The following is a 20,796-nucleotide window of genomic DNA, read 5'->3' as shown; positions in this document are numbered from 1 at the left end:
TAAATGCTCTTTGAAACCTGCTCTTAGAAGATGAATTATTATAGTTATTTAATAGTATTAGTAGTAGGGGCTCCGTTTATGTGGATAAGTCGCTAAACAGCATAAAATTAAGCCTACCCACATGTGTATAGATTGTGTATAGGCTCTTTGTTCCTCTTAGGAAGGATTTTTAATTTTCTCCGAAAGATTATTTACCACTTTGTAGAGCTCCTGGTCCACCTTTAATTGCTGCGTAATCTTCTCATGGGCATGGATAACCGTTGTATGGTCGCGTCCTCCGAAGGCCTCGCCGATCTTGGGAAGCGAATAATCAGTTAACTCACGGGAGAGATACATGGCAATCTGTCTTGGAAAAGCTACGGCCTTCGTGCGTTTCCGCGCTTTGAAGTCCTCCATGCGTAAATTGTAGTATTCACCGACTTTTTGCTGAATATCGTTAATGGTGATCATCTTCGGACGGCTCGAAGGGATGATATCCTTCAGCGCTTCGGCTGCCAGATGCGTTGTCACATCCTGGTTCGTCAGAGACGAATAAGCCACTACACGGATCAGCGCGCCTTCCAGCTCCCGGATATTCGTATCGATCTGGTTGGCAATATACATCATGGCTTCATTCGGGATATCCAGGTTCTCCGCCTTCGCCTTCTTGCGCAGAATGGCAATCCGCGTCTCCAGATCGGGAGGCTGAATATCTGTAATCAGTCCCCATTCAAACCGTGAGCGCAGCCGTTCTTCCAGCGTAGGAATTTCCTTCGGAGGCCGGTCGCTGGAGATAATAATTTGCTTGCGTTCTTCGTGAAGAGCATTGAACGTATGGAAAAATTCCTCCTGCGTTGACTCCTTGCCGGCCAGGAATTGGATGTCGTCAATCAGCAAAATGTCAACATTGCGGTACTTGTTGCGGAAGCTTTCGCCGCGGTTATCACGGATGGAGTTGATGAATTCATTCGTGAACTTCTCGGAGGAGATGTAAATCACCTTGTTGTTGGGGTTGTGCTCCAGCACATAATGGCCGATCGCATGCATCAGGTGAGTCTTTCCGAGACCAACGCCCCCATAGAGAAACAGAGGGTTATAGGCTTTGGCCGGTGCTTCGGCTACAGCAAGGGAGGCTGCATGCGCAAAACGGTTGCCTGAACCGATCACGAACGTGTCGAAGGTGTATTTGGGATTGAGCAAATGCGTCTGTGCTTCTTCACGTGAAACAACGGGAGTAGGCGCACTTTGCTGAACCACAGGCTCAGAGGGCTTGTTCTCCTCAATGACAAATTTGACTTCCACTTGCTGTCCGGTAACTTCATATACCGTTGCTCCTACCAGTTTGGTGTAGCGACTTTCCAGCCATTCTACGGCAAAGGTTGTAGGCGCCGAGATGATAAGAGCCTGGGAATTGAACGTCATGGCCTTGGTGGCCTTGAACCAGGTATCGAAGCTCGGCTTGCTTAGTTTGGTTTGAATAATCGATAATATTTGCTGCCATAATTCGGAAGTATGGCTGTCCACAGACTGTCACTCCTTTAAATCTTCCAAATGTGGCATCAGCCATGAAGTGGAAATGTCGAAGAAAATGGGTTAGTGCTGAATCTTATCCCCAGTATGCAACTTCAAGAGACAAAAAAACATGGATAAATTTGAATTGTTCACAACTTTATCCACAGCTTGTTGATAATTTATTGAACAAACAAATCTATTCACATTCAAAAGTAATACCATCATAGCAAAACGCCCCTTATTTTTCAATGAGCCACGCTATTTTATCCACAAATTCAATCACTTGTGTATAATTTTTAGGCACACCACTACATATTGTTGATAATTTGTTTACGGTTCGACAGTTTCCGCGACTGCGCCAATTTTTTTATACACAGGTTGTGCTCATCTGTGAGCAAAATCTGCCCGGAATTAATCACAGGTGGATAACTGGACAAGCCTGTGGATTATTATTTTGGATGTGTTCCTTTGTGGATAAGCGGTTAAAGTTAGGATTAGTGAGGAGACGGCGCAAGCTGGGGATAAGATTCTGGCTTTCGGGCTGTTCCAAAAAACGAGTGTACAAGGGGAGCAACCTGAAAAAGAGGGAGAAAGAGAGATAGTTGACTTTTGGAGCAAAAATATGTTTAAATATATAAAGGTGTTTTCTGTGAGGATATGTCTCCAAATTAAATTGATAATACTTGTAGATACTGTCCCTACTTTAAGGACGGCTTAGTCCGTTTCTGCTTATATGACAGTAATTAGTTCCTGTAAGGGAGGTGCAATACATGAGACCGACGTTCAGACCAAATGTGAGCAAACGCAAAAAGGTGCATGGTTTCCGCAAAAGAATGAGCACGAAAAACGGCCGCAAAGTGCTGGCAGCCCGCCGCTTGAAAGGCAGAAAAGTTTTGAGTGCGTAAGATAGGCCACTTTGGGACCACTGCTGTGGTCCTTTTTTACGCTTTATTTGCAGAATGCATCAGCTGTTTTTATTTCTCTTCTATATATAGCGCAGAATGGGATGACGCTCAGCGAGCAGATACCCACGCATTACTTCTGCTGCCGCAACAATAAATACTAGGCTCTGCAGGGGATGTAACGCTACTGCGGGGCTTTTTTTTAAAGGTATCTTCCTTTTGAAGGACTGCAAAGCTGTTTCCACTTGATTATAGATCCACAAACCGTCTGTTTTTGTCAGCAGGGTGTCTCCAGGGCCGCGGGACTAACCGTTTATGGTCTCCCTTGAATGACAATACTAATAATAGAAGATGAAATGCCGGAGCCTGGAGAAATTCCGGTATTTGAATAGGAGATTCCCGTGCACAAAAGTTTACGATTACGAAATCGTGCCGACTTCAGCCGTGTATACCGCCATGGGAAGTCATTTGCGAATCATCAGTATGTAGTATATTGGTTCCCCAGAAGAGAAGTGGAACGATTCCGGGTGGGCATATCCGTCAGCAAAAAGGTCGGGAATGCTGTAGTCCGCAACCGGATGAGAAGGCTGGTCAAAGAGATTGTCCGTCATCACGAGGCGGAAATTGCCGGCAATCTGGATATCGTTTTCATTGTCAGAAAAGGAGCACTCTCCAAAGATTACGCCGAGCTGGAGAAAAGCGTGCTGCATGTGCTGCGCAAAGCCAAGCTGCTCAAGGCTTTACGCAAGTAAAAGAGCCTGAAGAGGGCTTGTTTATTTGTATCCATAATTATGTTATGATTTACGGTGCAATGGAATGTTTATGAGAGGGGTTTTGAAGTGTCTCTAATGAAGACTAAGCGAGGAAAAATGTTTCTTCTCCTCGGGTTAATGGTTCTAATGATCGCTGTTCTGTCGGGATGCTCTCCGTCTGCGACATCAGTGACGCACACTACGGAGGATTTGAAAAATGGAGGCTTCTGGCAGAGTAATGTAGTCTATTATTTCGCCATTGCCCTGGATACTTTTGCGAAATGGTTCAACGGCCAATATGGCCTAGCCGTTCTTGTAATGGTTATTATTGTCCGTACGCTGATTCTTCCGCTTACGATTAAGCAGGTGAAGAGCTCGCGCGCCATGCAGGCGATTCAGCCGGAACTTGAGAAGATTAAGAAGAAATATAAAGATGAGCCCGAAAAGGTTCAGCAGGAAACGATGCGGCTGTTCCAGGAAAACAAGGTTAATCCGATGGCGGGCTGTCTGCCGCTGATTGTGCAGATGCCAATCTTCATCGCCCTATACAACTCGATCTACTACAATCCGGATCTTAGATTACATGACTTCCTGTGGCTGCAGCTCGGCAAACCCGATCACCTGTTCATCCTGCCGGTTCTCGCTGCCGCAACCACCTTCATTCAGACCCGCATGATGACCAAGATGAACCCGGTCCAACAGCAGGGGCCAATGCAGTTCATGATGATGGTCTATCCGGTTCTGATCTTCATCATGTCCTACAATTTCCCGGCTGCTCTGCCTCTGTACTGGGTATACAGCAATATTTACACCATTGTCCAGAACTACTTCTTGTACCGCAACAATGATAAGCACAAAGCAGCACTTGTTGCTGCCAATGCTACGGTAAGTGCAGGCAACAGCAAGGCCAAGGATGTAAACCTGACGAAGAGCAAGAACAGCAACTCTAACGCCCGCAAAGATGTAACTCCTACTGCTAAAGGAAACGGAAGCAATGGGAAGAAGGGGGTCAAAAAGTCAAAATGAGCAAAGTCGTCGCGACAGGGAAAACCATTGAAGAAGCTGTAGAACGGGGACTTAATCAGCTTGGAGTTCACAAGGACCGGGTAACGGTCAACGTACTTGAACAGCCGTCAAAAGGATTCCTTGGATTGATCGGTGCGAAGGGAGCCAAGGTAGAATTGACCTTGATCCCGGAAGCCGCACCGGCATCAGCGGCGAGTGCTCCGCTACTGTCTCAGCAGACAACAAGAGAGAGCAATACAGAGGCGATCAGCGGTGTACCGCGCCAGGATTCCGGACACCCGGTAGAAGAAGCATACGGTCAGGCCGTTCATTTCATTGTAGATGTCGCCAAGAGCATGGGGCTTGAGGTGGAAGTTGAAATTGTTCATGCCAAGGAATCAACTGTTCTGCAAATTTCCGGTCCGGAGCTTGGGCTGCTGATTGGCAGAAGAGGACAAACTCTCGATGCTTTGCAGTATCTGGCTAATATTGTTGCCAACCGGTATTCCGACAGCTTCATCCGGCTCGTGCTGGATGCGGAGAACTTCCGGGAGCGACGTAAGAAGACACTGGAGGAGCTGGCTGACCGTCTGGCCGGGCGTGTGGTGAGGACCCGCAAAGAGGTGGTCCTTGAGCCCATGTCCCCGCAGGAACGCAAGATCATCCATTCCAGATTACAGGATCACAAGCAGGTGAACACCCTCAGCAAGGGTGAAGAGCCGAACCGCCGCGTCGTTATAACTTTGAAGTAGAACCATATGCCGCAATGACTCCTTGACCTATGCGAGGAGTCATTTGTTTTTTGATACCATACCCAGAGGTGAATTACAACATGCTTAGTGACACTATTGCCGCTGTATCGACAGCCTTGGGTGAGGGCGGTATTGCCATCATCCGGGTTAGTGGACCGCAGGCAATTCCCCAAGTAGCCCCCTTGTTCAAAAGCCGCATCCCCCTTACGGAAGCTGAGTCTCATACCGTGCATTATGGACATATCGTGAGTCCACAGGACGGGGAACAGCTGGAAGAGGTGCTGGTAACCGTCATGAAGGGACCACGCTCTTTTACTACGGAGGATGTGGTGGAGATCAGCGCTCATGGCGGTGTAATCTCTGTAAGAAGAGTAATGGATCTGCTGTTGCAGCAGGACATCCGGCTGGCCGAGCCAGGAGAGTTCACAAAGCGTGCCTTCTTGGGCGGACGGATTGATCTCTCGCAGGCCGAGGCCGTGATAGATCTGATTCGTTCCAAGTCGGACCGGGCCTTCTCGGTTGCCCTCAAGCAGGTTAGCGGCTCATTATCCGCACGTATTCATGAGCTTCGGCACACCCTTATTGAGATGCTGGCCCATATTGAAGTAAATATTGATTACCCCGAGCATGACGTGGAATCCTTAACTGCCGATTTCATCAAGGATAAGAGTCAAGAGGTTATGCAAGGCATAGATAAGCTGCTTCGAACCGCCAATGAAGGAAAGATTCTGCGCGAAGGGATTACGACAGCTATTGTGGGCAGGCCCAATGTTGGGAAGTCCTCACTGCTGAACGCGCTTGCCCGCGACAACAAGGCGATTGTGACCGACATTCCGGGAACAACGCGTGATGTGATAGAAGAGTATGTAACGATTAATAATATCCCTCTGAAGCTGCTGGATACTGCCGGTATCCGTGAGACGATGGATGTGGTGGAAAGAATCGGTGTGGAGCGCTCGAGGGCAGCTTTCAGTGATGCGGATCTGATTCTGCTGGTGCTGAATGCCAATGAGGAGCTTCATGAGGATGAGCTGGCGCTGATGGAACAAATCCACGGTAGACAAGCGCTGGTCATCATGAATAAAATGGACTTACCGTCCCGTCTGGACACGGGGAAGCTGCACTCCTTTTTCGCTGACACGAGTATTGTTCCGATGTCGGTGCTGGAAGAGGAAGGACTCGACACACTGGAAGAGGCGATCTCCGCACTCTTTTTCGGGGGCAAGCTGGAATCGGGCGATCTGACCTATGTAAGCAATGTAAGGCATATAGCCTTGCTTAAGAAGGCACATAAATCTCTACAGGATGCTTATGAAGCAGCGGATATGCTGATTCCTATAGATATGATACAGATTGATGTACGTCTGGCCTGGGAGCAGCTAGGGGAAATTATTGGAGATACGGCAGCTGATTCACTGCTGGACCAGATCTTCTCGCAATTCTGCTTGGGCAAATAAGAAGGAGGAACCGTTATGAATTATGATGGAGGCAGCTATGATGTTATCGTCATCGGCGCCGGTCATGCCGGCTGCGAAGCAGCTCTGGCTGCTGCACGGATGGGCTGCCGCACACTGATGATCACAATTAACCTGGATATGGTGGCCTTCATGCCATGTAATCCTTCGATTGGCGGACCCGCCAAGGGCCATGTGGTGCGTGAAATCGATGCACTGGGCGGAGAAATGGGCCGCAATATAGATAAGACCTTCATTCAGCTGCGAATGCTTAATACAGGCAAGGGACCTGCAGTTCATGCCCTGCGTGCACAAGCAGACAAGTTCCTCTATCAGCATGCGATGAAAGAAACGATGGAGAAGACTGCTAACCTGACACTGCGCCAGGGGATGGTAGAGGAGCTGATCGTGGAGGATGGACGCTGCGCCGGAGTGGTGACGAAGACAGGGACGGTATATCACAGTAAGACCGTTATTCTAACTACAGGGACCTATCTGCGCGGCAAAGTGATTATGGGTGAGCTGACATATGAGAGCGGACCAAATAATCAGCAGCCGTCCGTACGCCTGTCCGAGAATCTACGCGAACTGGGGTTCGATTTGGTCCGCTTCAAGACCGGAACGCCACCGCGTGTCCACAAGGATTCGATTGATTTCTCCAAGACAGAAATCCAGCCGGGCGATGAGAAGCTGAAATTCTTCTCTTTTGAAACCAAATCCTCGGATAATGAGCAGTTGCCTTGCTGGCTGACCTACACCTCTCCGGTTACCCACCAGATTATTAATGACAATCTGCACCGGGCACCGATGTTCACGGGTATTATTGAAGGAACGGGTCCGCGTTATTGCCCTTCCATTGAAGATAAGGTTGTCCGGTTCAGTGATAAATCACAGCATCAGATCTTCCTGGAGCCGGAAGGTAAAAATACATCGGAATACTATGTACAGGGTCTGTCGACAAGCCTTCCTGAGGATGTGCAGCTGGCGGTCCTGCGATCTATTCCCGGCATGGAGAAGGTAGAGATGATGCGCAACGGCTATGCCATTGAATATGATTCCATGGTTCCTACGCAGCTCTGGCCATCTCTGGAAACCAAACGTCTGCCAGGACTATTCACTGCAGGACAAATCAACGGAACCTCTGGTTATGAGGAAGCGGCAGGGCAAGGTGTAATTGCCGGAATCAATGCAGCGCGTAAAGTACAGGAGAAAGAGCCAGTGGTGCTGGACCGTTCGCAGGGCTATATTGGCGTTCTAATCGATGATCTTGTCACTAAGGGAACGAATGAACCTTATCGCCTGCTGACTTCCCGCGCGGAATACAGGCTGCTGCTCCGTCATGATAATGCGGATCTCCGCCTGACACCAATCGGCTATGACATTGGGCTGATTACAGAGCAGCGCTATGAAGCCTTCCTTGATAAGAAAGGCCGGGTCGACCGTGAGATTATCCGTCTGCAGGAGACGAAGGTTAAGCCGATTCAAGTGAATGAAGCTCTAGCCAGTTATGGATCTGCACCAATTGTTGACGGAAGCAACCTGCTGACCATAATGCGCCGCCCTGAGATCGCCTACAGCTTCGTGGATATCATCTCTCCTTCTCCAGAAGAACTGGATGAAGAGATGAAGGAGCAGGTGGAGATCCAGATTAAGTATGCCGGCTATATTGAGAAACAGCTCCTGCATGTGGAGAAGCTGCAGAAGATGGAGCAGAAGAAGATCCCTGACGATATCAACTATAATGAGATTCATGGACTGGCGATGGAGGCACGGCAAAAGCTGACCAAAATCGCTCCAATCTCCATTGGGCAGGCTTCGCGTATCGGAGGCGTTACCCCGGCAGATATCTCAATCCTGCTGGTCTATCTGGAGCACTACAACCGTGTAACAGCGGCGAAAGGATAATTTATGGATACAACGGTAGCCGAGTTCACCTCCCTGCTCAAGGAGCATGGGCTGGAACTCTCAATGAAGCAGCTTGAACAATTTGAACTCTATTATCAGGAGCTGATTTCCTGGAATGAGAAGATGAATCTAACCGGAATCACAGAACGGAGCCAGGTATATACTAAGCACTTCTATGATTCTTTATCTTTAGCCTTCTACGTGAATATGCAGGAGACGAAGAGTCTTGCTGATATCGGATCAGGGGCAGGGTTCCCTGGAATTCCGCTAAAAATATGCTTCCCTGATCTCAAGCTGACGATTGTGGATTCACTTAGCAAACGGATCACTTTCTTGCAGCATGTCTGTGATACCCTGGGGTTGAAGGGTGTAAAGCTTATTCACGGCCGGGCAGAGGATGTCGCCAGACAGTTTGTTCACCGGGATGCTTATGATGTAGTCACTGCCCGTGCGGTGGCGCGCTTATCGCTTCTGAATGAATTCTGTCTGCCGTTCACCCGCAAGGACGGCATCTTCGCTGCCATGAAGGGGAGTGATCCGACGGAGGAATTGCAAGAAGCCAAGCGCAGCTTCAAGGAACTGCGTGCTGAACTGCATAAGGTAGAATCCTTCAGTCTGCCAGTGGAAGAATCTTCCCGGCATATTATTCTTGTACGTAAGACTGGGGCCACCCCCTCCAAGTATCCGCGTAAGCCGGGCGTACCTGCGAAATCACCGCTCATCTAATTGTTTCACGTGAAACAACATTTGACAGTCTTCTGTTATACTGGATCAAGCTCATGCGAATGTGAGCTTGATCTTTTTTTGATAGATAAGAATTTATATGTTTGGGGTTGTTTCGTGGAAAGCTGGGTCAATTCGGGTGGGTTTGCAGGAAAAATAGGTCATTATGGAGAATAGGATTATTAGTGGAAAAGTGATAGAATAATATAGTAAGACTTTTAATAGATGTGATCAGAATGAATGCTAGGCCGTCTTTAAGAGAAGTGGCTAAGAATTACTTATGGATACTTTTCTTACGCTGTACGATAAGCTTTTCGCAGGAAAGGTTAAGAAGATCGTACTATAACGAAATTAGGTGGTTATGAACGGAATGAAAGAACAATTCACCAAGCTTTTTGGATTTACTGAGCGGAGCAGCGGAGAAGAAGTCAAACAAATCCCAGTTCATGAGGTCATCAGCAGTCCTTATCAGCCACGGACTATTTTTGATGATGAGAAGATAGAAGAGTTGTGTCAGACTATCAAAACTCATGGAGTAATCCAGCCCATCGTTGTGCGTATGCGTGATTCCCAGTATGAGATTATTGCAGGCGAAAGACGCTGGCGGGCGGTTAAAAAGCTGGGCTTGGACACCATTCCGGCGCTTGTCCGCGAATTCAATGATTCACAGGCTGCGTCCATCGCACTGATAGAGAACTTGCAGCGTGAGGGCTTAACCTCTATTGAAGAGGCGATCGCGTATCAGAAGCTGATTGACTTGCATCAATTGACCCAGGAGAGTCTGGCTCAGCGGCTTGGTAAAAGCCAATCCACCATTGCCAACAAAATCCGCTTGCTGAATTTGCCTGAACAGGTCAAGACGGCATTAATGGAAAGAAAAATCACCGAGCGCCATGCACGCTCACTCTTGTCGCTGGACACGGAGGAGATGCAGCTTAAGGTTCTGGCAGAGATTATTTCAAAGGAATTAAATGTAAAACAAACGGAAGCACGTATCGCCTTCTACAAGGCTGTTACTCAGACCAAAAAATCAAAACGGACCTCCTATACCAAAGATGTTCGTCTCGCTCTTAATACAATTCGGCAATCTATAGACATGGTGACCGGTTCAGGAATGGAGATTAAGACCTCCGAGAATGACCGCGGAGATCATTATGAGATTGTGATCCAAATTCCAAAACGATAAATGGAAACAAAAGCTGAAGGCGGCCCTGAGGTGTTGGCCGCCTTTTCTATGACTAGCTTCGAACGTTATCACATATACACTCTAAGGATAAGTTGTTGTCTAATTGTTATTTATCTACATCTCCGCAAAAGTGATGCCGTAGATCAAGATTATTATGCCGTTAACAACTATGAACTACAAGATGATTCTTTCTAAACAATTCGAGGTGAAATAAGTGTCCAAGATTATTGCCATAGCAAATCAAAAAGGCGGGGTAGGTAAAACAACAACCTCTGTGAACCTGGGTGCCAGCATGGCTACTCTGGGGAAGAGAGTGCTGCTTGTTGATATTGATCCGCAAGGCAACACTACGAGCGGCGTTGGCGTCAACAAAGCGGATGTAGAGAATTGCATTTATGATATTCTTATTAATGAAGTGGATCCACAGGAAACGATTCAGGAGACCCGGATTGAAGGCCTTCATATTATTCCGGCAACCATTCAGCTGGCAGGAGCAGAGATCGAGCTGGTCTCTACGATATCGCGGGAACTGAAGCTGAAGAAGGCGCTGAATGCAGTTAAGGCGAATTATGATTACATCATCATAGATTGTCCTCCATCATTAGGGATTCTTACCATTAACTCTCTAACGGCTGCAGACTCAGTGATTATCCCTATACAATGCGAATATTATGCGCTTGAAGGATTAAGCCAGTTGCTCAATACTGTAAGACTGGTTCAGAAGAATCTTAATCCGCATCTCAAAATAGAGGGAGTATTGCTCACGATGCTGGATGCCCGGACCAACCTGGGAATTCAGGTGATTGAAGAAGTGAAGAAATATTTCCAAGAAAAGGTATACCAAACGATTATTCCGCGTAATGTACGCTTAAGTGAAGCCCCTTCACACGGGCAGTCAATTATTACCTACGACTCCCGTTCCAAGGGAGCGGAAGTATATTTAGAGTTGGCAAAGGAAGTGATCTCTTATGAGTAAGCGCTTAGGGAAAGGCTTGGATGCATTAATACCTTCTCTGTCGATCAACGAAGACGATAAGGTATTAGAGATTCCATTAACGCAGCTCAGAGCCAATCCTTATCAGCCGCGCAAGGATTTCAATGAAGAGGCTATCCAGGAGCTTGCAGAATCCATACGGCAGCATGGAGTGATCCAGCCGATCATTGTTCGCAGTGTGTTGAAAGGGTATGAGATTATTGCCGGGGAACGCAGATTCCGGGCCTCGCAATATTGTGGTAAAGCTACGATTCCGGCAGTGGTCCGCAGCCTCAGCGATCAGCAGGTAATGGAGATTGCCCTTATAGAGAACTTGCAGCGTGAGAATCTTAACGCGATGGAAATAGCAGTTGCTTATCAAGGGCTGATGGATCAATTCTCACTGACACAGGAAGAGCTTTCTCTTAAAGTCGGAAAGTCCAGATCGCATATCGCCAACTTTTTGCGGCTGCTTAGCTTGCCGGAAGAAGTAAAGGATTATGTTTCACGTGGAACAATTTCGATGGGACATGCCCGGGCAATTGTGGCTCTGAAAGATCCAGAGGTCATTAAGCAATTGGCTGCACAATGTGTAGAGCTTCAGTGGAGCGTTAGAGAACTGGAAGAGGTAGTTAAAAATCTCGACCGCAAACCTGCTAACGGGATCAAGGCCAAGGTCGTTAAGCGCGATCCTTATATTGACAATGTAGAGGAAGTATTACGGGAGCGGTTCAAAACAACGGTCAAAATCAAACAAGGCAAGGAAAAAGGGAAAATCGAATTAAACTATTACAGTGCCCAAGACTTGGAAAGATTACTGGAGTTGCTGGGGAACTGATTTGGATATTTGTACCGAAGACATATCCTGAGATATCCTTAATACGGATATGGAGGGGTATGTTTTTTAAATCGAAAAGAAGGAGGGTGGAAGATGGAGAAACTGGTATATCTCGATCACGCAGCCACTTCGTGGCCCAAGCCACCGGAGGTGGCTGCAGCAATGGTGGAGGCCTTGGAGCTGTCAGGGGCTAATGCTGGGCGGGGCAACCACTCACTGGCTATCGGTACGGGGCGGGTATTGGTTCGTGCACGAATGCTGTTGGCAGAGTTGTTTGGTATAGCGAATGCCCAGGATATTGCGTTCACTCATAATACAACTATGGGGCTAAATATGGCTATTAAGGGTACACTTCAACCAGGAGATCATGTCGTGTCAACGATGACGGAGCATAACTCTGTGCGCAGACCCTTGGAGTATTTGCGCCGGAGCATCGGGATTGAAGTCGATTATATACAGGCAGACCGCGAGGGCCAAATCAACCTTCAGGAGCTTCAGCGATCTCTGCGTCCTAACACCCGAATGGTGATCTGCAATCATAGCTCCAATCTGCTGGGGAGTATTCTGCCGATTGGGGATATCGGCGATGTTGTGAAATCGCATGGGGCTGTATTCCTGGTTGATGCAGCTCAGAGTGCAGGGGCGCTTACTATTGACGTGGCGGCCATGAATATTGATCTGCTGGCATTTCCGGGACATAAAGGGCTGCTCGGTCCACAAGGGACCGGGGGGCTGTATATCTCTCCTGGGCTGGATCTGGAGCCGCTGATGCATGGAGGGACTGGCAGCCAGTCGGAGAATAGCGAGCAGCCCAATGTTCGTCCGGACCGTTATGAGGCAGGGACACAGAATGCCGTTGGAATAGCCGGTCTGCTGGCTGGCGTGAAGGCGGTTAAGGCACTGGGAGTGGAACAGATTCATATGCAGGAATGGAAGCTGACACAGCTCTTGATGGAGGGTCTAGCTGCTATTCCGGGCATGCGGGTTTTGGGTCCAGCGCCAGGCGCTCCGCGTAGTGGGATTGTGGCTTTTGTTGTAGAGGGGCAGGAGTCGGCGCATATTGCCCACCGGCTGGACCGCGAATACCAGATTGCCGTACGGGCAGGAATGCACTGTACACCGCTGGCCCATCAAGCAGCGGACACTCTGGATAGCGGAGCGGTAAGGGCGAGCGTGGGAGTAAGCTCCACGGAAGCGGATGTTCAGCGGCTGCTGTTAGCCATGGAGGAAATGTATGGCGTATCACACTCAAGCTAATAAGTGAATAAGGATTCAGGTGGATTATACAGGTCGGTATCGTTGCAGCGTGGGAATTCTTATTTTTGTATAAAGGGTGATTCAACATGTCGGAGTTAAATGAAATCATAAACGAGTATTTATCGGCATTCATCATGAGCTTTGCCGGGGTAATCATATTGATGGCCATTCTGATGCTCGTCCAGGGTGCCAAGCTTCGTAAAATGCGCAGCCGGTATGAAGCCATGATGAGCGGGAATGGAATCGAGGATCTGGAGAATCTGCTGGTCAACCTGAAGAATCAGGGGGACATGCTGGAGGAGACTCAGCAGGAGCAGAAGGCGCTGCTTGAAGCGGCACATACCAAAATGCGCGGCATGAAGTCGAAGGTGGCCATGAAGCGCTATAATGCTTTTGGAGAACGAGGTAATGACCTGAGCTTCTCGCTTGCCATTCTGGATGACAACCATAGCGGAATTGTGCTGAGCAGTCTGCACAACCGCGAGAACTCATATATCTATGCAAAGCCGATTGAAAAGGGAGAGTCCCCTTATGCTCTGTCACCGGAGGAGAAGGAAGTTATTGCTCTCGCGTTGCAGCAGATCTAGCATGCAGGTTCCACTGCTTCAAGGCAGAGTACAGGCTGGATGAAATAATATCCGACAAGCGCATCACCAGGCTTAATCTGGTGTTTTGCAATACGAAGTATTCCATGAATCCTCCCACATTAACGATGCCGGTCAAATGGATATCGCCAACAGGGGGAAGCTGCTTGTTGACCCCTGCGCCGGGACGCAGCGGACCTTCAACCACCTGGATGCAGCCAACGCTAGTGGACTGGCCGAGGCAGGCGTCAATGGCGATGATGAACGGGTTGGCATGCTTTTGGTACACAAGGTTAACTGTCTCTTCCAGGTTAATGGCATGTACCGGCTCCTCCAGCGTTCCGTAGAGATGGAACAGCGGACTGTGGAAGCGGGCCAGTGTCGTGCCGACCAGGGGGCCAAGTGAATCGCCGGTCGAGCGGTCTGTGCCCACGCAGATAATGACAATGGGCGTATCTGGACGGGTGCGCGAAAAGTGGAACAGCAGACGGTGGGTAATGGCAGAATAGATATTGGGGTCGGCATGTGATATTTTTAAACAAGATGGTTCTTGTAGTGGTGGAGCTTTGGAAGAGAAATTCATATAATCGTCCTTTCTGAGGCAGCGACTGCAAATCACGGGAAAATCAGCTGAATAAGCGGTCAGGCTGCTGATTATGCAAGGCTTACGTCCGCGGGAGCGTGTTCTGATGATCCTAGTATATGGATGGAAGTGGTTTTTTATACTATGGCGGCAATAGATAGGACCAATAGCCCAGGGGAGGCGTGGAGTGTGGAGGAGGAACTGCTGATAGCGTTTGATTCGACCCAGCAGGCGCTGCGCGCCGAGATGCTGCTTGAATATGCGGAGATTGAAATCGATATCTTCCCTACGCCCAAGGAGATCACTGCCGGCTGTGCGATGTCGATTCAATTCTCCCGGAGTGCACTGGAAGAGGTGCGGGTCATTGTAGCAGAGCAAAGTATAGAGATCCGCGGGATCTATGCCAAAGCTGCTGAGGGAGACGGTTATATAGAGGTAGGGGAAGAAGGAGGGGTTAGATGAATAACTGGCTGCTCGAGACAACAAGCGGAGAAGCCCTCGAGGAAGCTGCGCGCTTCAAGGATAAGGTATGGGACTGGCTAAGCAATGCGGATATGTGGGCCGCGGTGCTGTTTGCCGGGATACGGATTCTGCTAATTTTCATTCTGACCCGGGTGATTATCAAAGTGGTCTCCAATGTGATTGACCGGTCTCTTGAGCGGGAGACGAGGGGGAGGGCATTAGTCAATAACCGGCGCTTCTCTACAGTTGGCGGACTGATGAAGAATGTGGTTACCTTCTTCTGTAACTTCACCATGATTCTGCTGGTTCTGTCGGAGTTCAACTTCGATCTGAAGCCGCTGCTTGCCGGAGCAGGGGTAGTCGGGCTCGCTATAGGGTTCGGCGCACAAAGTTTAGTCAAAGATGTGATTACGGGCTTCTTTATTATTTTTGAGGATCAGTTTGCAGTCGGGGATGTTATCCAGAGCGGGACTTATAAGGGAACGGTAGAGATGATTGGCCTGAGAACGACCAGACTGGTAAGTGCTACGGGCGAGGTACACATCATTCCTAACGGCACGATTGTTAATGTGACGAATTATTCGCTGGCGAATGCACTTGCTGTAGTTGATGTTCCGGTCAAAATCGAACGCGGGCTCGAAGCCACTCTGTCCCTAATCGGCGAGGCGCTTCAGGGCATCGAGGAACGCAGCTCCAGTGTCATTGCCTACCCTAATATTCTGGGAATTCAGTCGATGAGCACCTCTGAGTATGTCATCCGCATAGCGGCGAATTGCCTGCCTAATGCCAGAGATGCCGCCGAACGGCAGATTCAGAATGATATCAAGCATGCTCTGGAGAAACAGAGCGCCCTGGAGGCCGCTAAGGCCGAACAGGAGGCGCTTGAGCAGGCGGAGAGAGAGGCAGCCCGCAGAGCCCGTGAGGAGCAGGAGGCCAGCCCAAGAAGGCAGATGGCAGCTGCGCAAGAGGCAGAGGAGGGGGAAGAGTAATGGAACGCAAGGTATTCGGGCTGGGTGATATTGTGCAGATGAAGAAGCAGCACCCGTGCGGAACGAACGAGATGGAGATCATCCGTATGGGAATGGATATCCGGATTAAGTGCACCGGATGTCAGCACAGCGTCCTCATTCCCCGCGCCAAATTCGAGAAGAATCTCAAGAAGGTCCTACATTCAGCGGATAGTGGAGCAGTGAATGATTAAGCTGGCGCAGGAAGCGAAGCGTAAATGAATAACGCTTGCAATTGTGAGCTTGGCATGATATGATAATTCTTGCTGCGGAGAGGTACCCAAGAGGCCCAAGGGGGCTGACTCGAAATCAGTTAGGCGTGTCACAGCGTGCGTGGGTTCGAATCCCACCCTCTCCGCCACTTCAGCAATTATATTCTTAAATGATGAGACCTCCGTTCTGATACGGGGGCTTTTTTGTGTCTAAATGCTTCATTGTTCAGCCTTATATAGAGAGAACGCAAAAAGAGAGACCTTCGCAGGTCTCTCTTCCAGAGGCAGTACATCAATGACGTTCGGATATCTCTGTCTATAGCTACTACTGCGATAGGGTAATGCCAAAGCTGTTACTCCTTTTTACAGAGCCAGCTTCACTCTCCCCGGGTACGATAGCTGCTGAATTCAGAATCCCTGTGATCGTGTTCGTCTTCGACGTTCAACGGAACCACACCTCTCTTTTGTACTGCCTGGGTATAGTATGTGCAGTCTTTAGTGTTTTATACCTGGCTGCTGAAATTAATGGACACGGGCTTTCTCGACCTTTTTCCACTTGCGGTTCTGGTTGGTGGTCTCCGGGAAGGTGTCGCCTTTCTCCATTGTGATCCGCTTCGGATTCTGAATCTCCGTGTGGAAGCTCCGCGCTTCGCCTACTTCGGTGTAAACGCCCGGGTTGGGGGCTTTGTCGCCCTTTTCATACTCAGTCTGTTCGCCCATTGGTGAATAACCTCCTGTTATCGAATGATGAAGCTGTTATATTGTGGCCCTGACGTTGAGGGATTACTCTAGGGTTCTTACGGAATCCGGCAACAGTTTTTTCTTGGGCTCCAGCATCTGGTACGTATTAATAAAACTTGCAATCCTCTGCTGGGTTTGGTATATTGATTTGGTGCGAGTCTATGTTTGTGCTCGTTCCTTGCTCCTGACCTGATCAGGGGCCGCAGACCATAAGGAGGTGAAAATTATGCGCAAATATGAAGTCATGTACATTATTCGTCCTGACATTGAACAAGAAGCCGTTCAAGCAGCAGTCGAAAAATTCCAAGGCATCATCTCCAACGGCGGAGAAATTACAAAGCACGACGTGCAAGGTAAACGCCGTCTTGCGTATGAGATCAAGAAACATCGTGATGGCGTTTTTGTTTTGGTTAACTTCAGTGCAGAACCTGCAGTAGTTACTGAACTTGAGCGTATCATGAAGATTTCTGACGAAGTAATTCGTTATCTCATTACGAACGACGTTGCCTAAGATATTGACAAGCTTTGTAACGAATCGCGCTATTAAGGAGGGGACCTAATTGTTGAACCGTATCATTCTGATCGGTCGGTTGACCCGTGACCCGGAACTTCGTTATACTCCTGCTGGTGTTGCCGTAACACAGTTTACGCTTGCCGTAGACCGTAACTTTACGGGCCAGAACGGTGAACGCGAAGCGGACTTTATCCCGGTAGTAACCTGGAGACAGCTGGCTGAGACCTGTGCCAATTACTTGCGCAAAGGAAGACTGGCAGCCGTGGAAGGACGCATCCAAGTACGGAATTACGAGAATAACGAAGGCAAACGTGTATACGTTACTGAAGTTATTGCCGATAATGTCCGTTTCCTGGAATCCGCGCAGAGCCGTGAAGGCGGAAATGCATCAAGTGGTGGAAGTATGCCTGAAGAGCCAGCCTTCGGTGGCGGCGGTAACGGCGGGAACAGTGCTCGCGGAAATGGAAGTAACAATAATTTCTCGCGTAACAACAATACCCAAGATCCTTTTTCGGGCGATGGAAAACCGATCGATATATCGGACGATGATTTGCCATTTTAATAAGGAAGGACTGAACTGAACATGGCTTTCAAACCAAGAGAAGGTGCGGACAACGACAAAAGACCGGCACGTCGTGGTGGACGCAACAAGCGTAAAAAAGTGTGCTATTTCACTGTGAACAAGATTACTCACATTGATTATAAAGACACTGAGCTTCTTAAGAAGTTCATCAGCGAACGCGGAAAGATTTTGCCGCGTCGTGTAACTGGTACAAGTGCAAAATACCAACGCGCTCTGACTATTGCTGTAAAGCGCTCGCGTCAAATCGCGCTGCTGCCTTACACAACAGAATAGGACGTTTTATGAAGCAGCCGGCTATGCCGGCTGCTTTTTTTCTTTTAAATAGAATTTATAGGACGATAAAAACGGGATTACCTGGGTGATGAACTGCTCACCTATAATTGACAAATGGATTCCAGATGTAGTAAATTACAGGTATCCTATAACTAAAGGGGAAATATTGATGTTGGTGAGCGTTCTTAACTAAGCAATTTCATATCGTTCCGGCTGAAGCCGCCGCATGCTCTGATTTTGCCAGGGGCATGTCTTGTTAGAGTCTGTCCTGGCGACATCTCTGACTGATTAGACCGCGGGCTGCTGGAATGAATGATTTAGTTAAGAACACACGCGAAGCGTCATGATGGCCTCTTGATCCGGCTATTGTTCTCTTTGTGATTAACCGTGCTCTTGCAGCACGGTTTTTTCTGTTTTCAGGTGTCCTCCCGAAAGGGGCGGGCCTCTGAGGCAAAGAGAAAAAGTAGCAACAAAAAGAGGGCGAAGACTGCCGTGGTGGCGGTTCTTTGCCCTCTTTTTGCGTTATGCGCAGTTGATTAGGATAAGAAATATACTTGTATACAAGGAGGAACTTAGATTGAATCTGCAGAGTCTGCACACATTGGAATATGAGACAATTAAGCAGGAATTGATGCGTCATGCGGTATCTTATGAGGGAAGAAGGTATGTCAGAGAGCTTCAGCCGATGATCTATCTGCCAGCGATACACAGGGCGCTTGAAGAGGCGCAAGAAGCTAAGGAGCTGCTGGAGCGCGGAGCAAGTGTGCCGATTCCCTCGCTGGAGGGCATTGAATGGGTGCTGTCACTGCTCGGGACCGGCTATATGTACAATGAGCAGGATTTCACCGCAGTCTTGCTGTTTCTGAACAGCTGCGGGCAGCTCAGGAAGTATATGGCCGCCAAGGAGCAGATAGCGCCGCGTATCGCCGCATACGGGGCATCGCTTCAGGAGCTGAATGGGGTCCGGGACGAGATAGAACGGTGTATCCGGCTGGGCGTCATCGATGACCAGGCCAGCAAAGGGCTGGAACGGGTCCGCAAAAGGCTGGCGGTTGCCAAGGAGCGTCTGCACCGGAAGCTGGACAGTATCATGAACCGCCACAAGTCCATTTTGCAGGAAAGTCTGGTCAGTATGCGCGGCGGGCGGTATGTCATCCCGGTGAAACGGGAGTATCACAAGCAAATTAAGGGCTCGGTGCTGGACCAGTCTACCAGCGGGCTGACGGTATTCGTGGAGCCGGATGAGGTGGCCTCATTACAGGGAGAGATTGAGCTGCTGACTGCTGACGAGACCCGTGAGGAAGGAATAATCCTGAGTATGCTGACAGGGCTGTTAGAGCAGGAGCAGGCCGCTATCCGGCTGAATATTGAGGTAACTGGTATGTATGACTTTATTTTCGCCAAAGGGAAGGTTGCCCGGGTAATGGATGCGGGGCCAGTTGCGCTGAACGAACGCGGCTATGTGAGGATGAATGGAGGCCGGCACCCGCTGCTGAAGGATATGGTGCCGGTCAGTCTGGAGTTGGGCCAGGGATATAAATCGCTGATCGTAACCGGGCCGAATACTGGTGGTAAGACGGTTGTGCTCAAAACCCTGGGTCTGCTCGTATTAATGGCACAGTCCGGCCTGCTGGTACCGGTTGATCCCGGCAGTGACTTCGCTGTCTTCACCAATGTAATAAGCGTTATCGGAGACGGACAAAGCCTCACACAGTCCCTAAGCACCTTCTCGGCACAGATGAAGAGTATTGAAGGAATGCTCTATGATGCTGGCAGAGGCGTGCTGCTGCTGATTGATGAGCTGGCTGCCGGTACAGACCCGGGTGAAGGGTTCGCGCTGTCCATCGCGATTCTGGAGGAGCTGAACCGAAAGGGGGCTAATATCGTGGTAACGACTCACTTCAATGAGCTGAAGGCCTTCGCGGCGGCAACGGCAGGCTTCGAGAATGCGCGCATGGAGTTTGACAAGAATACTCTGCAGCCGCTGTATAAGCTAACGATTGGTGAAGCTGGCGAGAGCTACGCGCTGCAGATCGCCGAGAAGCTGGGTATTATCCATTCCGTCATCGAGCGGGCGAAACAGCTTGTGACAGAGCAGCAGGGACACAGAGGCAGCCTCAACCCGTGGAAGGACGCTATCAGAGCTGCACAGAGGGCTAAAGCAGCTGAAGCTGAGATACCCGCAAGAGCGGGTAGAACGGCTGACGGAGAAGACAGTGCATCACAGGAGACGAATGCTCCGGCACCTGAATTTGCGGTAGGGGATGCTGTCTATGTCAGCTCTCTGGGGCGCACTGGAATTGTCTATGAGAAGAAGGACAGCCGGGGTAGGGTCGGAGTGATGATTCAGAAGCAGAAGATGAGCATTAACCATAAGCGGTTGAAGCCTTATCTGTCCAAGGAGGAGCTGTATCCCGAGGATTATGATTTTGATATTATTTTTGAGAGCAAGGAGACCCGGAAGAAGCGTAAGCTGATGCGGAAAAAGCATGTGGAGGGCCTGAGCATCATCCATCCGGGAGAGGAAAATTAAGGCGCTGCTGTGACTGAAGTCTGCCCGTCAGGGCAGGCTTTTTTTAGTATCAGAAGGGTTCTTGGC

The 20,796-nt window shown here is 49.2% G+C and carries 22 protein-coding genes and 1 tRNA gene; 20 read left to right on the top strand and 3 right to left on the bottom strand.

What is annotated here, in order from left to right:
- Nucleotides 1-156 precede the first annotated feature (156 nt).
- Nucleotides 157-1,503 (bottom strand): chromosomal replication initiator protein DnaA, encoded by a 1,347-nt coding sequence (gene dnaA / locus MKZ07_RS23605; protein WP_036699882.1) that lies wholly within the window; start codon nucleotides 1,501-1,503, stop codon nucleotides 157-159.
- Between the two features lie 758 nt (nucleotides 1,504-2,261).
- Here dnaA and rpmH point away from each other — a divergent pair.
- The 12 genes from rpmH to MKZ07_RS23545 all read left to right on the top strand — a co-directional run bounded on the left by rpmH (nucleotide 2,262) and on the right by MKZ07_RS23545 (nucleotide 13,825).
- Nucleotides 2,262-2,396: a 50S ribosomal protein L34 gene (gene rpmH / locus MKZ07_RS23600; protein ID WP_039295761.1), complete on the top strand. Its 135-nt coding sequence runs from the start codon at nucleotides 2,262-2,264 to the stop codon at nucleotides 2,394-2,396.
- A 398-nt stretch (nucleotides 2,397-2,794) separates the two neighbouring features.
- Entirely contained in the window at nucleotides 2,795-3,145 is a 351-nt protein-coding gene (gene rnpA, locus MKZ07_RS23595; protein WP_036699878.1) for a ribonuclease P protein component, read from the top strand.
- A gap of 87 nt (nucleotides 3,146-3,232) precedes the next feature.
- A complete protein-coding gene (locus MKZ07_RS23590) occupies nucleotides 3,233-4,171 on the top strand; it encodes a YidC/Oxa1 family membrane protein insertase (protein ID WP_036699876.1) in 939 nt (312 codons plus the stop codon).
- Entirely contained in the window at nucleotides 4,168-4,902 is a 735-nt protein-coding gene (gene jag / locus MKZ07_RS23585; protein WP_036699874.1) for an RNA-binding cell elongation regulator Jag/EloR, read from the top strand. The genes MKZ07_RS23590 and jag overlap by 4 nt, the downstream gene beginning before the upstream one ends.
- Before the next feature lie 80 nt (nucleotides 4,903-4,982).
- Nucleotides 4,983-6,359, top strand: a complete 1,377-nt coding sequence (gene mnmE, locus MKZ07_RS23580; protein WP_036699873.1) for a tRNA uridine-5-carboxymethylaminomethyl(34) synthesis GTPase MnmE — start codon at nucleotides 4,983-4,985, stop codon at nucleotides 6,357-6,359.
- 15 nt (nucleotides 6,360-6,374) lie between these two features.
- Nucleotides 6,375-8,261, top strand: a complete 1,887-nt coding sequence (gene mnmG, locus MKZ07_RS23575) for a tRNA uridine-5-carboxymethylaminomethyl(34) synthesis enzyme MnmG (RefSeq protein WP_341027810.1) — start codon at nucleotides 6,375-6,377, stop codon at nucleotides 8,259-8,261.
- Between the two features lie 3 nt (nucleotides 8,262-8,264).
- On the top strand, nucleotides 8,265-8,987 hold the full coding sequence (gene rsmG, locus MKZ07_RS23570) for a 16S rRNA (guanine(527)-N(7))-methyltransferase RsmG (protein WP_036699870.1): 723 nt from the start codon (nucleotides 8,265-8,267) through the stop codon (nucleotides 8,985-8,987).
- Nucleotides 8,988-9,354: 367 nt separating this feature from the next.
- The gene (noc, locus tag MKZ07_RS23565) at nucleotides 9,355-10,170 is read left to right on the top strand and encodes a nucleoid occlusion protein (protein ID WP_036699868.1); all 816 of its coding nucleotides are present in this window, start codon (nucleotides 9,355-9,357) and stop codon (nucleotides 10,168-10,170) included.
- Between the two features lie 214 nt (nucleotides 10,171-10,384).
- Nucleotides 10,385-11,146 carry a ParA family protein gene (locus MKZ07_RS23560; RefSeq protein WP_036699865.1) on the top strand — a complete coding sequence of 254 codons (762 nt, stop codon included), beginning with the start codon at nucleotides 10,385-10,387 and terminating at the stop codon, nucleotides 11,144-11,146.
- Nucleotides 11,139-11,981: a ParB/RepB/Spo0J family partition protein gene (locus MKZ07_RS23555; RefSeq protein ID WP_036699863.1), complete on the top strand. Its 843-nt coding sequence runs from the start codon at nucleotides 11,139-11,141 to the stop codon at nucleotides 11,979-11,981. The genes MKZ07_RS23560 and MKZ07_RS23555 overlap by 8 nt, the downstream gene beginning before the upstream one ends.
- Nucleotides 11,982-12,074: 93 nt before the next feature.
- Nucleotides 12,075-13,238 (top strand): aminotransferase class V-fold PLP-dependent enzyme, encoded by a 1,164-nt coding sequence (locus tag MKZ07_RS23550; protein WP_036699860.1) that lies wholly within the window; start codon nucleotides 12,075-12,077, stop codon nucleotides 13,236-13,238.
- A gap of 86 nt (nucleotides 13,239-13,324) precedes the next feature.
- A complete protein-coding gene (locus MKZ07_RS23545; protein ID WP_036699858.1) occupies nucleotides 13,325-13,825 on the top strand; it encodes a DUF4446 family protein in 501 nt (166 codons plus the stop codon).
- Here the strand turns inward: MKZ07_RS23545 and yyaC are convergent.
- The gene (gene yyaC / locus MKZ07_RS23540; RefSeq protein WP_036699855.1) at nucleotides 13,797-14,405 is read right to left on the bottom strand and encodes a spore protease YyaC; all 609 of its coding nucleotides are present in this window, start codon (nucleotides 14,403-14,405) and stop codon (nucleotides 13,797-13,799) included. The two genes, MKZ07_RS23545 and yyaC, sit on opposite strands and share 29 nt — an antisense overlap.
- A gap of 189 nt (nucleotides 14,406-14,594) precedes the next feature.
- Between yyaC and MKZ07_RS23535 the strand changes: the two genes are divergently transcribed.
- The 4 genes from MKZ07_RS23535 to MKZ07_RS23520 all read left to right on the top strand — a co-directional run bounded on the left by MKZ07_RS23535 (nucleotide 14,595) and on the right by MKZ07_RS23520 (nucleotide 16,235).
- Nucleotides 14,595-14,867: a DUF3343 domain-containing protein gene (locus MKZ07_RS23535; protein WP_036699852.1), complete on the top strand. Its 273-nt coding sequence runs from the start codon at nucleotides 14,595-14,597 to the stop codon at nucleotides 14,865-14,867.
- Entirely contained in the window at nucleotides 14,864-15,856 is a 993-nt protein-coding gene (locus MKZ07_RS23530; protein WP_036699850.1) for a mechanosensitive ion channel family protein, read from the top strand. Before MKZ07_RS23535 ends, MKZ07_RS23530 begins: the two co-directional genes overlap by 4 nt.
- Nucleotides 15,856-16,068 (top strand): DUF951 domain-containing protein, encoded by a 213-nt coding sequence (locus MKZ07_RS23525; protein ID WP_036699847.1) that lies wholly within the window; start codon nucleotides 15,856-15,858, stop codon nucleotides 16,066-16,068. Before MKZ07_RS23530 ends, MKZ07_RS23525 begins: the two co-directional genes overlap by 1 nt.
- Nucleotides 16,069-16,144: 76 nt before the next feature.
- Nucleotides 16,145-16,235: transfer RNA gene (locus tag MKZ07_RS23520), tRNA-Ser, on the top strand.
- A gap of 373 nt (nucleotides 16,236-16,608) precedes the next feature.
- On the opposite strand, the gene MKZ07_RS23515 is transcribed toward MKZ07_RS23520, so the two are convergent.
- Complete coding sequence (locus MKZ07_RS23515) at nucleotides 16,609-16,806, bottom strand: YjzC family protein (RefSeq protein ID WP_036699845.1); 198 nt, start codon at nucleotides 16,804-16,806, stop codon at nucleotides 16,609-16,611.
- A gap of 247 nt (nucleotides 16,807-17,053) precedes the next feature.
- Between MKZ07_RS23515 and rpsF the strand changes: the two genes are divergently transcribed.
- The 4 genes from rpsF to MKZ07_RS23495 all read left to right on the top strand — a co-directional run bounded on the left by rpsF (nucleotide 17,054) and on the right by MKZ07_RS23495 (nucleotide 20,730).
- Nucleotides 17,054-17,338 (top strand): 30S ribosomal protein S6, encoded by a 285-nt coding sequence (gene rpsF, locus MKZ07_RS23510; RefSeq protein WP_036699842.1) that lies wholly within the window; start codon nucleotides 17,054-17,056, stop codon nucleotides 17,336-17,338.
- A 49-nt stretch (nucleotides 17,339-17,387) separates the two neighbouring features.
- A complete protein-coding gene (gene ssb, locus MKZ07_RS23505; protein ID WP_036699840.1) occupies nucleotides 17,388-17,903 on the top strand; it encodes a single-stranded DNA-binding protein in 516 nt (171 codons plus the stop codon).
- A 21-nt stretch (nucleotides 17,904-17,924) separates the two neighbouring features.
- Complete coding sequence (rpsR, locus tag MKZ07_RS23500) at nucleotides 17,925-18,197, top strand: 30S ribosomal protein S18 (RefSeq protein ID WP_036699837.1); 273 nt, start codon at nucleotides 17,925-17,927, stop codon at nucleotides 18,195-18,197.
- A gap of 577 nt (nucleotides 18,198-18,774) precedes the next feature.
- Nucleotides 18,775-20,730, top strand: a complete 1,956-nt coding sequence (locus MKZ07_RS23495) for an endonuclease MutS2 (protein WP_341027803.1) — start codon at nucleotides 18,775-18,777, stop codon at nucleotides 20,728-20,730.
- Nucleotides 20,731-20,796: the final 66 nt, after the last annotated feature.

Origin of the sequence: Paenibacillus sp. FSL P4-0338, from assembly GCF_038002365.1 — a bacterium.
GTDB lineage: Bacteria > Bacillota > Bacilli > Paenibacillales > Paenibacillaceae > Paenibacillus_AQ.
This window is presented reverse-complemented; position numbering and strand designations above follow the sequence as displayed.

Coding starts and splice junctions, on each gene's coding strand:
- rpmH (WP_039295761.1), top strand. CDS start 2,262: ATGAGACCGACGTTCAGACCAAATGTGAGCAAACGCAAAAAGGTGCAT.
- jag (WP_036699874.1), top strand. CDS start 4,168: ATGAGCAAAGTCGTCGCGACAGGGAAAACCATTGAAGAAGCTGTAGAA.
- mnmE (WP_036699873.1), top strand. CDS start 4,983: ATGCTTAGTGACACTATTGCCGCTGTATCGACAGCCTTGGGTGAGGGC.
- mnmG (WP_341027810.1), top strand. CDS start 6,375: ATGAATTATGATGGAGGCAGCTATGATGTTATCGTCATCGGCGCCGGT.
- rsmG (WP_036699870.1), top strand. CDS start 8,265: ATGGATACAACGGTAGCCGAGTTCACCTCCCTGCTCAAGGAGCATGGG.
- noc (WP_036699868.1), top strand. CDS start 9,355: ATGAAAGAACAATTCACCAAGCTTTTTGGATTTACTGAGCGGAGCAGC.
- MKZ07_RS23555 (WP_036699863.1), top strand. CDS start 11,139: ATGAGTAAGCGCTTAGGGAAAGGCTTGGATGCATTAATACCTTCTCTG.
- MKZ07_RS23550 (WP_036699860.1), top strand. CDS start 12,075: ATGGAGAAACTGGTATATCTCGATCACGCAGCCACTTCGTGGCCCAAG.
- MKZ07_RS23545 (WP_036699858.1), top strand. CDS start 13,325: ATGTCGGAGTTAAATGAAATCATAAACGAGTATTTATCGGCATTCATC.
- yyaC (WP_036699855.1), bottom strand. CDS start 14,405: ATGAATTTCTCTTCCAAAGCTCCACCACTACAAGAACCATCTTGTTTA.
- MKZ07_RS23530 (WP_036699850.1), top strand. CDS start 14,864: ATGAATAACTGGCTGCTCGAGACAACAAGCGGAGAAGCCCTCGAGGAA.
- MKZ07_RS23525 (WP_036699847.1), top strand. CDS start 15,856: ATGGAACGCAAGGTATTCGGGCTGGGTGATATTGTGCAGATGAAGAAG.
- MKZ07_RS23515 (WP_036699845.1), bottom strand. CDS start 16,806: ATGGGCGAACAGACTGAGTATGAAAAGGGCGACAAAGCCCCCAACCCG.
- rpsF (WP_036699842.1), top strand. CDS start 17,054: ATGCGCAAATATGAAGTCATGTACATTATTCGTCCTGACATTGAACAA.
- rpsR (WP_036699837.1), top strand. CDS start 17,925: ATGGCTTTCAAACCAAGAGAAGGTGCGGACAACGACAAAAGACCGGCA.